Here is a 14,971-nt window from a genome sequence, read left to right on the forward strand (position 1 = left end):
GTTACTCCTCCTCTTGGCCAAGTCCCCCAAATCGTCTCTCACGTCTACAATATTGTGAAATCATCTGATCTAGTTCACCAACTGAATATTCTGGCCAAAGTGTTTCTGTAAAAAATAATTCGCTGTATGATGACTGCCATAATAAAAAGTTGCTCAGCCGATATTCGCCACTTGTACGAATCAGCATCTCCGGATCGGGTATGTCAGTGGTCATCAGATGGTCATCTACCATATCTGCAGTGATATCCTGAGGTGACACCAGCCCTTTTTCTATTTTGGCGCCTATGTACTTGAAGGCTTCAAGGAGCTCGTCGCGCCCGCCGTAGTTCAGCGCAAAAACCAAGTTCAGCCCTGTATTGCCACGTGTCTTTTCAACAGCATGCTGAACGGCTTTCTGCGTATGCTCCGGCAGGGATTCAAGACGTCCGATTGTCGTCACCCTAACGTTCTTCTCATCTAATTCAGGAAGGAAAGTACCGAGAAAATCACCTGGCAGCTTCATCAGGTAATTGACCTCACTGCTTGGCCGGGACCAGTTTTCTGTGGAAAAAGCATATAGGGTGAGATACTTTATACCCAAATCGGAAGCATGACGTGTTATACGTTTGACGTTCTGCATGCCTTCGTAGTGGCCGCTCACTCTTGGTTTGTTTTTCCGTTTGGCATATCTGCCGTTTCCATCCATGATGATGGCAATATGTTCAGGCAGCCCCTTTTCTGTCTTTATTTCTTGCTTCTTCCTACGAAACATAACAATCCTCCTGAAGCATTATAATTATTAGTATACATTTATAATAAAGAGTCCTCAATCAATTTATTCTACCATAAATCGGAGGCATAAAAAAAATAGGCAGGAAACTCCTGCCTTAAAATATCATTTGGTTTAGACTGACATAATATCCTTTTCTTTTTCGTCACAAATGGCATCAATTTCATTAATGTGCTTATCTGTAAGTTGCTGCACATCATCACTATAGCTTCTGAGGTCATCCTCAGTCAGTTCACCATCTTTTTCAAGGCGCTTCAATTCGTCATTTGCTTCGCGTCTGACATTCCGGATTGCAACTTTAGCATTCTCGCCTTCCTTGCGTGCATCTTTGACGAATTCTTTACGGCGCTCTTCCGTAAGTTGAGGCACCGTGATGCGGATCATTGTACCATCACTTGTCGGATTTACACCCAAGTCTGCCTGCTGTATCGCTTTCAGAACATCGTCTACAGAGCTTTTGTCATAAGGCGTGACAGTAAGCATCCTTGCTTCCGGCACAGCGATTCCTGCAAGCTGATTCACTGGAGTCGGAGCACCATAGTAATTCACCATTACACGATCGAGCATGTTCGAGCTCGCACGGCCTGTACGGATGGTGGCGAGTTCCCTGTTCAGGTTATCCAATGATTTACTCATCTTTTGTTTAGCGTCCTTAAGAACTGATTCACTCATTTGTTTTTCTCTCCTGTTATTTTGTAATTTCTGTACCGATGGTCTCACCCGATACTGCACGTTTAATGTTGCCTTGTTCTGTAATCGAAAATACCACAAGCGGTATGTCATTGTCCATACAGAAGGATGAAGCTGTGGCATCCATGACCTGCAGATTTTCCTGCAGCATTTCCATATAGGTCAATTTTTCGTATTTGTAGGCGTTTGAATCCGTCTTTGGATCTGCAGAGTAGACACCGTCGACGTTATTCTTGCCCATCAATATGACATCCGCTTCGACTTCAGCTGCCCTGAGTGCTGCTGTTGTGTCTGTTGAGAAGTATGGGTTGCCGATTCCAGCTGCAAAAATGACGATACGTCCTTTTTCCAGATGCCTGATTGCCCGCCTTCTGATATATGGTTCAGCAACTTGCTTCATCTCGATTGATGTAAGCACACGTGTTTCACATTCAAGTTGCTCAAGACTGTCTTGGAGCGCCAGGGAATTCATCACTGTAGCGAGCATTCCCATATAGTCTGCCGTGCCGCGGTCCATGCCCAGATCACTTCCAACTTTACCTCTCCATATATTGCCGCCGCCGACGATTACGGCGATTTCCACGCCAAGTTCCTTTGCTTCGAAAACTTGCTTCGCAATATTCTTGATGACTACCGGATTTATTCCGAATCCATCTTCTCCAGCCAATGCTTCGCCGCTTAATTTCAATACGATCCGTTTAAATTTGGAAGTTTCAGGCATAAGTCCCATCCTTACTTAATTTTTATATGAAATCAATTTAGAAAAAAGACACCGAAGTGTCTTTTCCTTACTTATTCACTTGACCCATTACTTCATCAGCAAAGTTTTCTTCTCTCTTTTCGAGACCTTCGCCGACTTCAAAACGGATGAAGTTTTTAAGTGTACCGCCTTTGGATTTGAGGAACTCTTCAACAGTCTGATCGGAATCTTTGACGAACGGCTGATCCACGATGCAGATTTCTTCGAGGTATTTGCGCATTCTGCCTTCAACCATCTTATCTACGATGTTTTCAGGTTTTCCTTCATTAAGAGCTTGCTGTTTGAGGACTTCTCTTTCGTGGTCCAGCTCTTCTTGTGAAACGTCGTCCTTGGAAACATATTTTGGGTTTAGTGCTGCTGCATGCATCGCTACATCTTTAGCCGCTTCTACATCTGTAGAGCCTTCAACCAACGTAAGCACGCCGATGCGTCCGCCCATGTGAAGGTATTCGCCGAATGCATCATTGTCTGTCTTTTCAGCCAGTGCAAACCTTCTCAAAGTGAGTTTTTCACCAATTTTCGCGACAGCTTCCTTCATCGCGTCGTCAACTTTTTTACCATTCATCTCTGAAGCGTTCAATTCATCGAGATCATGTGGTTTAGTCGTCAGAATATGCTCAGCGATATCCTGAACCAACTTCTGGAACTCTTCGTTGCGTGCAACAAAGTCTGTTTCTGAGTTGATTTCAACGATTACGCCATCGTTGCCTTTGGAAGCAACGTGTACAAGGCCTTCAGCCGCGATACGATCCGCTTTTTTGGCTGCTTTGGACATACCTTTTTCGCGTAGATAATCTACTGCTTTATCGATGTCGCCGTCAGTCTCCTGGAGTGCTTTTTTGCAGTCCATCATGCCTGCACCTGTTCTTTCACGTAGTTCTTTAACCATTTTTGCAGTAATAGCCATTTATAATCCTCCTGGTCTTTAAATTCGGGAGATTATGCCTTAGGGCAAAGGGTCCCACCTTTTAAAAAAGGTGATAAGAATAAATAACTTATCACCGTTTGAACATGTCTCTATTTGCTTTCGCCAGCTTCAACCGTTTCAGTGGTTTCTTCAGAGTCTTCTTCTGTCATGTCGATATTCTGCTCTTCAGCAATCTCATCGTCTGAAACGCCGCGTTGTCCTTCAAGTACTGCATCGGCCATTTTACTGGTCATGAGCCTTACTGCACGGATAGCGTCATCGTTAGCCGGGATGACATAGTCGATTTCGTCCGGATCACAGTTCGTATCCACCATTGCGACAATAGGGATACCAAGTTTTTTCGCTTCGGCAATCGCATTGCGTTCTTTTCTTGGGTCAACGATGAAGAGTGCTTTTGGCATCTCTTTCATTTCACGTATACCACCAAGGAATTTGATGAGACGTGCATATTCCTTGCGCAACTCGACTACTTCCTTTTTAGGCAGTACATCGAATGTACCATTCTCTTCCATCTTTTCGATTTCAGAGATGCGGCGGATACGCTTGGATATTGTTTTGTAGTTTGTCAGGATACCACCGAGCCATCTTTGGTTGACGTAAAGTTGACCAGCACGCTCAGCCTCTTCTTTGATTGAATCCTGTGCTTGCTTTTTAGTACCTACGAATAGTACTTTGCCACCTTCTTCAGAGACGCTTTTTACAAACTCATAAGCTTCCCCTACTTTTTTAACCGTCTTTTGCAGGTCGATGATATAGATGCCGTTTCTTTCCGTGAAGATGTATCTCTTCATCTTAGGGTTCCAACGGCGCGTCTGGTGACCGAAATGCACACCAGCTTCGAGCAGTTGCTTCATAGTAATTACTGCCATAATTGATTTCCTCCTCTGGTTTTCCTCCAGTACAGCTATGGAAACGACCGTAAGGCACCTGTTTCCACTTCACCGGACTGTGCGTAATGGGCTTTTTCAGCCGTTAAATAATATACCATACTTTAGCCGATAAATCAAACTTTGATTTAGCTATCTTTTCTAAGCTCTGGCAGGAAATCCTCTTTTTTAACTTTGATGAATGTCCCTTTCATTCCGAGTGATCTTGACTCTATGACACCTGCACTTTCAAGTTTGCGCAGCGCATTTACGATTACGGAGCGGGTGATGCCGACGCGGTCAGCCACTTTTGAGGCGACAAGCAGACCTTCATCGGAGCCGAGTTCATCAAAAATGTGTTCGATAGCTTCGCGCTCAGAATATGACAGGGAGCGAATCGCCATGGATATGCTTGCCTTATCCCTTGCTTTCTGTTCTACTTCTTCCTGCTTTTCACGAAGTATCTCCATGCCGACCACTGTACCCGCGTACTCTGCCAATACGAGATCGCTCGTTTCAAACTTCTCGGTTACGCGTCCGAGGACGAGCGTACCCAGACGCTCTCCGCCGCCGAATACCGGTACGATGCATGTTTCAGAGTCCTGGAAGGAATCTTCAGTCGGGAAGACTGTCATCGCATCATCAAAACTGATGTTTTCTTTCGTTTCGCTGATCTTCATGATCATGTCCACATATTCCTGCGGGAACCTTCTCTGTTCAAGCATATCGTATATTCTTGGATTTTCGATTTTCTGGTTGATGCCATATCCAAGAAGCTTGCCTTTACGCGAGACGATGAAGACATTACATTCAATGACCCCACTCAGTTTTTCGGATACTTCCTTGAAATCTACTTTGACACCTTCTTGACTTTGAATAAGTTTGTTAATTTCCCGTGTTTTCTGCAATAAATTCTCCATTGCTGATTCTCCTTTAGATTTATAATATGAATGCGCTCAGATTCTTATCTGATTTTATGTTGTTGAGTCTCGATGAAACGTATTGCTCTGTAATTTCCACATGGGCACCTTGCATACCGCTTGCTTCAAACAGTAGTTCTTCCAGTAGCGTCTCCAATATGGTATGGAGCCTTCTCGCCCCGATGTCATCGGTTCCGCTGTTAACTTCAAAAGCAATTTCGGCAAGCGTATGGATGGCTGCTTCAGTGAAGGATATCGTGACGCCTTCTGTAGCAAGCAGTGCTTCATACTGCTTGACCAAAGAACTTTTCGGTTCCTTCAAAATCTTCTCGAAATCTTCGGTTTTAAGTTTATCCAATTCCACCCGGATCGGGAAACGCCCCTGCAATTCAGGTATGAGATCGCTTGGTTTTGCCACATGGAATGCCCCTGCACCTATGAAGAGGATATGCTCAGTGGCTACTGGACCATACTTGGTCTGAACCGTACTGCCCTCCACAATAGGCAAGATATCCCTCTGTACGCCCTCACGCGAAACATCGCCTGAATTCTGTCCACCTTTTGCGATCTTATCCATTTCATCGATGAATATGATGCCCATGGTTTCTGCCAAGGAGATTGCCTCATCGTTCACACTGTCGGTGTCGATTATCTTTTCTGCTTCTTGCCGCTTCAGATATCCCCGGGCTTTGCTGACAGGCATGGTTCTTTTGTGCTTATTCTTTGGCATGAACTGCTTCAGCATATCCTGCATGCCACTATTGTCCATACCAGGCATCATCATTCCCATCGGATTCTGCTCCTGTTCCACTTCAATCGTTACATCCGTATCTTCCAGATGGCCTGCTGCGAGCTTTTCCCTCAGGTTCATGCGCTTCGTCCTGACTTCAGGGGTCACTTCTTCGACCGGTTCATCCGATTGCTGGTTCATGAACATTTCGAAAGGGTTGGAGCTCTGCTTGTTCCTTTTTTCGCCGGGGGCAAGTAAGGTGATCAGACGTTCTTCAGCAAGTTTCTCCGCATCTTCCTCCACGAGCCTCATCTTCTCTTCCTTGACGATTTTTACGCTGGCTTCGACCAGATCACGTACCATGCTTTCCACATCGCGGCCAACATAGCCGACTTCCGTGAATTTCGTCGCTTCCACTTTAGAGAAGGGTGCTCCGGTGAGCTTTGCCATCCTTCTTGCGATCTCTGTCTTGCCGACACCGGTGGGGCCGATCATCAAGATGTTTTTTGGTACCACTTCAGCTTTCAGCGAATCGTCCAGCTGCATGCGACGATGTCTGTTCCTCATGGCGATTGCCACTTTGCGCTTTGCTTCATGCTGACCGATGATATCCTCATCGAGCCGCTTTGTTATTTCTCTTGGCGTCAGATTATCTTTCACTTCAAAACGCTCCTTTAGTCTATCGTTTCTACAATTATATGGTCATTCGTGAACACACAGATTTCACTGGCGATCAGCAGACTATCGCGGGCAATCGTTTCCGCGTCGAGGTTGTCGCCATGCTTCTTCATTGCGCGTCCTGCACTCAGTGCAAAGTTACCGCCACTGCCTATAGCCAGTATGCCGTCATCAGGCTCTATGACTTCGCCTGTGCCGCTGACCAGCAGCATGGTTTCCTTATCCATCACTATGAGCATCGCCTCAAGCTGCCTCAGGATTTTATCGCCGCGCCATTCCTTGGCAAGCTCAACTGCCGCTCTTGTCAGGTTGCCATTGTAAGCGTAGAGATTCGCTTCGAATTTTTCAAACAATGTGAATGCATCAGCCACACTCCCCGCAAATCCTGCGACTACCTTATCATCGAAAAGCCGCCTCACTTTCCTTGCCGAGTGCTTCATGACGACCTGGTTGCCGAGAGTCACTTGGCCATCGCCGGCCATTGCCATTTTTCCTTTATGACTGATGCCGAATATCGTCGTTCCTTTTATTGCCATGTTGTCACCTCTTCTGATTCGCTGGATGGTGCTTCAAGTAAGTTCTCCTCAATTGCTCTTTGGAAACATGAGTATATTGTTGTGTCGTGGATAATGATTCATGCCCAGAAGTTCCTGGACCGCCCTTAGATCAGCACCGTTGTTCAACATGTGGGTCGCAAAGCTATGTCTGATCTTATGAGGATGAAGGTGAAAATCACTCGCGCTCTTCTTCACCATCATATCGATTGCGTACCGCAGGCCGCGATCGGTGAGTGGGCCATCCCTGTAGTTGACCCAGAGCCTTCCATTAGCTTCTATCACAGCCTTATGTTTATCCACGTAATTCTTCAATGCCTCACCAGCATGTTCACCAAAGGGGAGGACACGTTCCTTATTCCCTTTACCCCGCACCTTCAAAAGTCCATGATTGAAATCTATATCACTGATCTTTAACCCGAGTAGTTCAGATGCGCGCATCCCGGTTGCGTAGAGCAATTCGAGTATCGCCAAGTCACGTTCATACATCTTTGCATCTTTATCCAATGAATCGAATAGTTTCTCAAGCTCGTTTTCGTACATGAATCCTGGAAGATGCTTCTCTTTTTCGGGTTTGGCAGATTCGTAAACGGATTGCCGGAAAGCTCTCCCCTGTCCATAAGATAATTATAGAAACTTCTCAAGGAAGAAATTTTACGGGACACGGTGGATTTGCTCAACCCTTTTTTATAGAGCATATTCAAGTAGTTTCTTGCATCCATGTACTTGAAAGAAGCATATTCAAGCCCTTCCTGATCAAGGAACTTAAAGAACTCTATGATATCTATCCTATATGCATCTACAGTATGTGGTGATAAATTACGCTGATATAGAAGCTGTTCAAGGAAATTTTCAAGATGGGACATGAACACACCGCCTTTTATCAGAATCTTATCACAATTAAGCCGCCAGCATCAATTGATAGCGGTATGCTGATTCCACCGTTCAATCAATGTCTGTAGCTCCAATAGTATATAATAACCTATTTCTCCTTGAAATGCACAAAGAAATACGAATATTGCCAATATTTTATGGAGGTCATAGAAAAATACCCATACAAAGATGGGTATTCATCTACTCCGCTTTCTCTTCATAGTCACAGTTTGTACATTTAACTTTTGCTGTCTTGCCTTTTTTCGTCTCTACCAGATAGTGGTCGCACCTTGGACAATTCCTTCCGATCGGACGGTCCCAAGAAATGAAATCACATTCGGGATATCTGTCGCAACCATAGAATATCCGGTTTTTCTTGGACTTCCGCTCAACGACCTGGCCTTTTTCACATTTAGGACAGGTGACGCCTATTTCTTTGACGATTGCTTTTGTATTGCGGCAATCGGGGAAATTTGAACATGCCATGAACTTACCATAGCGCCCCATCTTGTAGACCATTGGAGAACCGCACTTCTCACAATCTTCACCGGCCGGTTCATCCTTTATTTCTATTTTTTCCATTTCTTCATCAGCACGTGCCACCTGGGGCTCGAAGTTTTTATAGAATTCGTCGATGACTGCCACCCATGATGCATCACCTTCCGCGATGTCGTCTAGGCTCTTTTCCATAGTCCGCGTAAACTCGGCTTCAATTATATCAGGGAAATATTGTGTCACCGAATCATTGACGATCTCACCAAGTTCAGTCGGGAAGAAACGCTTCTGATCGATTTTGACATAATTCCATTTCTGGATCGTATCGAGGGTTGGAGCATAGGTTGAAGGGCGTCCTATACCCTGCTCTTCCAACGTCTTCACAAGGCGCGCCTCCGTAAACCTCGGAGGTGGCTGGGTGAAGTGCTGATTGGGCTTGATATCTTTTGAAACGACCGTTTCGCCTTCTTTGATATCCGGCAGCTTGTTCTCCAACTCTTCTTCCTCATCGTCATTTCCTTCAATATAGATCTGCATGAATCCTTTGAATTTGATCGTTTGACCGTTACTGCGGAAGATGACTCCATTATTGGACATCTCCATGCGTACGGTGTCCAATATCGCCGGTGCCATCATGCTGGCGATGAAACGTTCCCATATAAGCTTATAGAGTCTATACTGATCTCTGGACAAGTACTGCTTCATATTGGCCGGAGACCGGTTGGCACTGGTCGGCCTTACAGCTTCGTGGGCGTCCTGGCTTCCTTCCGCCTGCGCCTTTGAAGGCATTCTGCCGATGAACTCCTTGCCGTACTCCGCTTCGATATACTCGACGGCCTCCTTCTGGGCGACCGGCGAGATGCGTGTGGAGTCTGTCCTCATGTAGGTGATGAGCCCGACAGTGCCTCCTTTTTTAATATCGATTCCTTCATAGAGCTGTTGGGCGACCATCATCGTCTTACGCGCCTTAAAGTTCAGCTTACGGGCCGCTTCCTGCTGCAGGGAAGATGTGGTGAAAGGCTTGGAAGGATTCCTTTTCTTCTCCTTCTTCTGTACAGAGTCTACAGTGAAGTCGTTTCCTTTCAGCTGTTTCAACACATGTTCGACGTCATCTTTCGTCTTCAGTTTCATCTTGGCGTCTTCAAGGCGGTTGTACTTTCCTTCAAAATCACTTTTTGAATAATTGAAGAGTCCTGTAATCGTCCAATATTCCTCTGGCTTGAAATTCCGTATTTCGTTTTCCCGGTCTATGATCAGTTTTAGGGCAACGGACTGGACACGGCCTGCAGACAACCCTTTTTTGACCTTCTTCCATAAGACTGGAGAGATGTTGTAGCCCACAAGGCGGTCAAGTATACGCCTGGCCTGCTGGGCGTCCACCAACTGCTGATTGATTTCCCCAGGCTGCTTGAAACTTTCTTTGACGGCTTCTTTAGTTATTTCATTGAACACTACCCTGTAGTATTCCTTATCGTCCCCTAAAGCGTGACTGAGGTGCCATGCTATGGCTTCGCCTTCACGGTCCGGGTCACTCGCCAGGTATATCCTTTTTGCTTTTTTTGCTTCTTTCTTCAACTCTTTGAGAAGAGGGCCTTTGCCTCTTATCGTAATATATTTAGGTTCATAATTGTTTTCAGTATCGATTCCTGTCTGACTGCGGGGCAGATCGCGGACATGCCCCATGGACGCAACGACTTTATACCTTTTTCCGAGATACTTCTCTATTGTTTTTGCTTTAGCAGGCGATTCCACTATTACCAGATTATCTGCCATAAGCCGTCCGCCTCCTTATTGGTGTTTTCAAATCCAAATAATACAGTGAATTAAAATTGTTTGTCAACTATAATTATTTTTAATATTTTCATTTGCTTTGTTGGCCGATGAAAATTTCTTCCATTATATCACCCGGACCAAGCACCATCTTGGCACCATCCTGTATTCTTATATTTGTGCCTTTTGAGAGCGGTGAATGGATATTTCCAGGGATGCAGAACCCAATCCGGTTCTCGTCCAAAGCCATCTCCAGTGTGATCATGCTGCCACCGCCGACTTCAGCTTCAGTGACCAGCACGCCCACCGACATTCCCGCTATGATTCTATTACGTGCAACGAACCGCCACTTCTCTATCGAAGTGCCGGGCGGGTACTCGCTTACGACTAGATGATGCGTTTCCATGAGGGTACGGACATGTTGGGTGCTTTTAGGATAATGCACGTCATGCCCAAACGCCAACACACCAATCGTCTTCTTGTCACCTTTCATCGCTGTTTCGTGCGCAATGGCATCAGCGCCATAGGCGAGGCCGGAAACAATCGTTATCTCCTTTGCCAGTCCTGGTATGATACCATCCAATGCCCTGCGTGTATAAAATCCTGCCTTCCGGCTCCCCACTACCGCTAGCTTGCAATATGAAAAAAGCGCAGGGTCACCGCGATAATAAAGTATGTAGGGGGATCATAGATTTCCTTCAGGAGTGCTGGATAATCCGCGTCATCAATCGTAACATATCCAATGCGCTGTTCCCTTAAGATTTTAAGCAACGCTCCCCCATCCATTTCCCGTGCACGGGAAATCTTTTCCGACAATCCTTTCGGCGGGGATGCACCTCCTACAATATATTTCCTATACTCCTGTACAGTAACTCCTGCAAAGCTTAATTTTAAATGATTCAAATACATTCCTCCCATCTCTTTTTGAATTATAGGAGAATTAATCCGACACCCCATGACATTTATGTTAAATCCTATGGAATTAACTGCCAAAAAAAGCAGAACCCTATATAGGGTTCTGCTTTTTCGTGGTCATTCATATGATTTATATGACGTTTATTTTACAGTGAGGCATTTTTCGTAAAGGCCGTCTTCCTTCTTGATGCGGTTGATTAGAGTTTCACCGATTTCAGAAGGCGTATCAGCCGTTTCGATGCCACACGCGTTCATCGTTTTGATTTTTTCATCAGCTGTACCTTTACCGCCGGAAATGATCGCCCCTGCGTGGCCCATACGTTTGCCTGGAGGAGCTGTCACACCACCGATGAATCCTACGACAGGCTTATTCATGTTTTCTTTGACCCATTCTGCCGCTTCTTCTTCTGCAGTACCACCGATTTCTCCAATCATGACTACAGCTTCTGTCTCAGGATCTTCATTGAACGCTTTAAGCGTATCGATGAAGTTTGTGCCATTTACCGGGTCACCGCCGATACCGACAGCAGTTGTCTGCCCAATTCCAGCTTCAGTCAATTGGTGCACTGCTTCATATGTCAACGTGCCGGAGCGGCTTACTACGCCGACATGGCCTTTTTTGTGTATATATCCTGGCATGATGCCGATCTTGCATTCGTCGGCAGTGATTACGCCTGGACAGTTCGGTCCGACAAGACGCGTCTTCTTGCCTTCCAGATAACGCTTGACTTTTACCATATCAAGCACAGGAATGTGCTCAGTGATACAGATCGCCATATCCAGTTCTGCATCGGCACATTCAACTATCGCATCGGCCGCAAAAGGTGCCGGCACATAGATTACAGATACTGATGCACCTGTTTCTTTCTTCGCTTCTTCAACAGTGTTGAATACTGGCACGCCTTCTACTTCCTGGCCACCTTTACCTGGTGTCACCCCTGCAACAATCGGGTATCATACTCAAGCATCTGCTTTGTATGGAACAATGCAGTCGCTCCGGTGATGCCCTGAACTAGTACTTTAGTATTTTTATCGATAAATACGCCCACAGTAGATTCCTCCGTTTTTATTTATTATTGACCGCTTCGATGATCTTCTTGGCACCTTCAGCCATCGTCTGTGCAGAAATTATATCAAAATCGGATTGTGCAAGGATTTCCTTACCCTTTTCAACGTTGGTGCCTTCCAGACGCACAACCAACGGGATATCAAGTCCGACATTCTTGACCGCTTCCACGACACCTTCAGCGATGACGTCACATTTCATGATACCGCCGAAAATGTTGACGAAAATACCTTCAACACCTTCATCTCCAAGGATGATCTTGAATGCTTCAGTTACTTTTTCAGTCGTAGCACCGCCCCTACATCTAGGAAGTTGGCAGGCTCGCCGCCGAAGTGGTTGATGGTATCCATTGTTGCCATAGCAAGACCGGCACCGTTCACCATACAACCGATGTTACCATCCAGCGCAACATAGGACAGATCATATTTGGATGCTTCAATCTCTTTCGGATCTTCTTCATCCAAGTCGCGGAGTTCTACTATGTCTTTATTCCTAAAGAGCGCGTTCTCATCAAAGTTCACTTTCGCATCCAATGCGAGTACCTCACCTTCGCCTGTTGTGACAAGCGGGTTGATTTCCATGATGGAACAGTCTTTTTCAGTAAATACTTTGTATAGGGAGAGCATCAATTTAGTCGCCTTGCCGACAGATTCCTTTGGAATGTTGATGTTGAAGGCAAGTCCTCTGGCCTGATAAGGCATGAGTCCGACTACAGGGTCGATGACTTCCTTGAAGATTTTTTCAGGAGTCGCTTCAGCAACTTCCTCAATCTCAGTACCGCCTTCTTCAGAACCCATCAATACGACGCGGTCTGTTGCACGGTCTACGACTAAACCGATATAGAATTCATTCTGGATGTCGCATCCTTCTTCGATCAGGAGACGTTTAACTTCTTTTCCTTCAGGACCGGTCTGGTGGGTAACGAGTACTTTGCCGAGCAGTTCCTTGGCGTACTCCCTCACTTCATCCAGCGTTTTGGCGATTTTAACACCGCCTGCTTTACCGCGTCCGCCCGCGTGGATCTGTGCTTTTACGACGTATACATCAGAGTCCAGTGTTTTAGCTGCTTCCACTGCTTCCTCAGGTGTATAGGCTACACTGCCGTTAGGCACGGCCACGCCCATGGAGCGAAAGATTTCTTTCCCTTGATACTCATGGATATTCATGTTCATCCTCCTAAGACTTTTTTAACCTTACCCCCAATTATAGAAAAGGTGTTCATTAAAGTAAACTGCATTCCAAAAATTATTATTTTGCCCGCATGGATTTAACCGGTTCAAATGTATGACGGTGTATTTCGCACGGCCCGAATGAGTCAAGTGCAGCCAAATGTTCCGTTGTTCCGTAGCCTTTATGGGCTGCGAATCCGTAACCTGGATAAACCGTGTCGTGATGCTCCATATATAGATCCCTTTCCGTTTTGGCGAGCACACTGGCAGCAGCAATCGATACGGAATTCGCATCCCCTTTTATGATTGGGGTCTCTTCAATTCCCATGTCGATCGTCATCGCATCCACAAGAAGATGATCGGGGCAGCCGCCAGCTTATCAACGGCACGTTCCATCGCCAGACGGCTTGCCTGATAGATATTGAGCCGGTCTATCTCATCGACGCTTGCCGTGCCTATTCCGTAGTCCGCCTCTGCCATTATTATCTCACGGAAGGCCATCCTTTTTTTCAGGGAGAGCTTCTTTGAATCATCCAGACCGGGCAGCATGAAGCCTTCCGGCAGAACGACCGCCGCTGCCACCACTTCCCCCGCAATGGGGCCGCGCCCAGCTTCGTCTACACCTGCAATATACTCGGCCTTGGCTTTTAGATTTTGTTCGTATCGGCTCATGTATTCATATTTCTTTTTCATCAGGGCTTCATTTTCCAGCCTCTTCCTATGGCGTTCTAATGATTTGGCTACCCCTTTCCTCGGGTCATCCCGCCACGGGGACCTGTTCAATTCATCAATTGTTGTATAGCCTCCGAGTTCTGTTTCAATCTCTGATATCTTCTTCACTGTGTATCCACCTTATCGAATGTATAGCGGCCAATCTTGCCATTTCTGATATCGTGGATGACCCGATTGGTCACAGCTTCATAGTTGATCTCATTTCCGCTTGCCTTCATACCCCTTGACTTGCCTATGGCATCGAATACTGTGACGATGTCATCATCCTGGCTGACAGAAATGTTGTAGAATGCATTAAAGCGCTCCGGGTCCCATTCAAGCAGGTACTGCATGCCAAAGATTGCAACTTCATCAAGTGGCACTACCGTGTCCTTGATTGCACCGGTCAAGGCAAGTTTCTTTCCTGTAGCCTCATCCTCGAATTTCGGCCAAAGGATACCTGGCGTATCCAGCAGCTCCATCTGCTGTCCGGCTTTGATCCATTGCTGCTGTTTAGTGACTCCTGGGGTATTACCCGTCTTTGCGCCTTTCTTTCTGGCAATATTGTTGATGACTGTGGATTTGCCCACATTGGGTATACCTATGATCATGGCCCTTATGGCGCGGCGCCTGATGCCTTTTTCTTCCATTCTATTGAAGTCGTCGGCAGTCGCCTTTACCGCCAACGGCTCGATTTTTTTGATTATCTGGTTGTGGCGGCCATCTAGGGCGACTGGATATTTCCCCTCACTCCTGAACTTAGATAACCAGCGGTCCGTAGCTTTAGGGTCGGCCATATCCACCTTGTTCAACACCACGATGCGGGGTTTATGCTTTGTGATTTCATCCATCATGGGGTTATGGCTTGAATTTGGGATGCGGGCATCCAATATTTCGATCACCACATCCACCTTCTTCAAATTCTCTTCCACTTCCCTTCTCGCTTTGGCCATATGGCCCGGGAACCAGTTTATGCTCATATAAAAGCACTCCTATCTATAAATCCTCTATTTTATTTCATTAATTCATCCCTGTATTATATAATACAATCATCATTTAATAAACGACGAGAGGTGA

General features: G+C 46.0%; 14 protein-coding genes and 3 pseudogenes. All 17 read right to left on the reverse strand.

The window, feature by feature from the left end:
- Nucleotide 1: 1 nt before the first annotated feature.
- Nucleotides 2–751 (reverse strand): isoprenyl transferase, encoded by a 750-nt coding sequence (locus ACYF68_RS09705; RefSeq protein ID WP_461046605.1) that lies wholly within the window; start codon nt 749–751, stop codon nt 2–4.
- Nucleotides 752–883: 132 nt separating this feature from the next.
- Entirely contained in the window at nt 884–1,441 is a 558-nt protein-coding gene (frr, locus tag ACYF68_RS09710) for a ribosome recycling factor (protein WP_344701394.1), read from the reverse strand.
- A 16-nt stretch (nt 1,442–1,457) separates the two neighbouring features.
- Nucleotides 1,458–2,180 carry a UMP kinase gene (gene pyrH / locus ACYF68_RS09715; RefSeq protein WP_461046607.1) on the reverse strand — a complete coding sequence of 241 codons (723 nt, stop codon included), beginning with the start codon at nt 2,178–2,180 and terminating at the stop codon, nt 1,458–1,460.
- 67 nt (nt 2,181–2,247) lie between these two features.
- Nucleotides 2,248–3,126 carry a translation elongation factor Ts gene (gene tsf / locus ACYF68_RS09720; protein ID WP_461046609.1) on the reverse strand — a complete coding sequence of 293 codons (879 nt, stop codon included), beginning with the start codon at nt 3,124–3,126 and terminating at the stop codon, nt 2,248–2,250.
- 110 nt (nt 3,127–3,236) lie between these two features.
- Nucleotides 3,237–4,016 carry a 30S ribosomal protein S2 gene (gene rpsB, locus ACYF68_RS09725; RefSeq protein ID WP_344701388.1) on the reverse strand — a complete coding sequence of 260 codons (780 nt, stop codon included), beginning with the start codon at nt 4,014–4,016 and terminating at the stop codon, nt 3,237–3,239.
- A gap of 146 nt (nt 4,017–4,162) precedes the next feature.
- Nucleotides 4,163–4,933, reverse strand: a complete 771-nt coding sequence (gene codY, locus ACYF68_RS09730) for a GTP-sensing pleiotropic transcriptional regulator CodY (RefSeq protein ID WP_344701386.1) — start codon at nt 4,931–4,933, stop codon at nt 4,163–4,165.
- A 19-nt stretch (nt 4,934–4,952) separates the two neighbouring features.
- On the reverse strand, nt 4,953–6,323 hold the full coding sequence (gene hslU / locus ACYF68_RS09735) for an ATP-dependent protease ATPase subunit HslU (protein WP_461046612.1): 1,371 nt from the start codon (nt 6,321–6,323) through the stop codon (nt 4,953–4,955).
- Nucleotides 6,324–6,337: 14 nt separating this feature from the next.
- Nucleotides 6,338–6,877, reverse strand: coding sequence for an ATP-dependent protease subunit HslV (gene hslV / locus ACYF68_RS09740; protein WP_380570917.1), 540 nt, complete (start codon nt 6,875–6,877; stop codon nt 6,338–6,340).
- A gap of 4 nt (nt 6,878–6,881) precedes the next feature.
- Nucleotides 6,882–7,761, reverse strand: a pseudogene (gene xerA / locus ACYF68_RS09745) (site-specific tyrosine recombinase/integron integrase).
- 208 nt (nt 7,762–7,969) lie between these two features.
- Entirely contained in the window at nt 7,970–10,036 is a 2,067-nt protein-coding gene (gene topA / locus ACYF68_RS09750; RefSeq protein ID WP_461046613.1) for a type I DNA topoisomerase, read from the reverse strand.
- Between the two features lie 88 nt (nt 10,037–10,124).
- Nucleotides 10,125–10,655 (reverse strand): DNA-processing protein DprA, encoded by a 531-nt coding sequence (locus ACYF68_RS09755; RefSeq protein ID WP_461046614.1) that lies wholly within the window; start codon nt 10,653–10,655, stop codon nt 10,125–10,127.
- 5 nt (nt 10,656–10,660) lie between these two features.
- Nucleotides 10,661–10,936, reverse strand: a complete 276-nt coding sequence (locus ACYF68_RS09760; protein WP_461046617.1) for a hypothetical protein — start codon at nt 10,934–10,936, stop codon at nt 10,661–10,663.
- Between the two features lie 153 nt (nt 10,937–11,089).
- Nucleotides 11,090–11,997: pseudogene (gene sucD / locus ACYF68_RS09765) on the reverse strand (succinate--CoA ligase subunit alpha).
- A 17-nt stretch (nt 11,998–12,014) separates the two neighbouring features.
- A pseudogene (sucC, locus tag ACYF68_RS09770) lies at nt 12,015–13,180 on the reverse strand (ADP-forming succinate--CoA ligase subunit beta).
- Between the two features lie 82 nt (nt 13,181–13,262).
- A complete protein-coding gene (locus ACYF68_RS09775) occupies nt 13,263–13,523 on the reverse strand; it encodes a ribonuclease HII (protein ID WP_461046619.1) in 261 nt (86 codons plus the stop codon).
- Nucleotides 13,520–14,023: a ribonuclease HII gene (locus tag ACYF68_RS09780; protein WP_461046621.1), complete on the reverse strand. Its 504-nt coding sequence runs from the start codon at nt 14,021–14,023 to the stop codon at nt 13,520–13,522. The genes ACYF68_RS09775 and ACYF68_RS09780 overlap by 4 nt, the downstream gene beginning before the upstream one ends.
- Nucleotides 14,020–14,874 carry a ribosome biogenesis GTPase YlqF gene (ylqF, locus tag ACYF68_RS09785; RefSeq protein ID WP_461046622.1) on the reverse strand — a complete coding sequence of 285 codons (855 nt, stop codon included), beginning with the start codon at nt 14,872–14,874 and terminating at the stop codon, nt 14,020–14,022. Before ylqF ends, ACYF68_RS09780 begins: the two co-directional genes overlap by 4 nt.
- Nucleotides 14,875–14,971: the final 97 nt, after the last annotated feature.

Source organism: Salinicoccus sp. CNSTN-B1 (genome assembly GCF_054792835.1).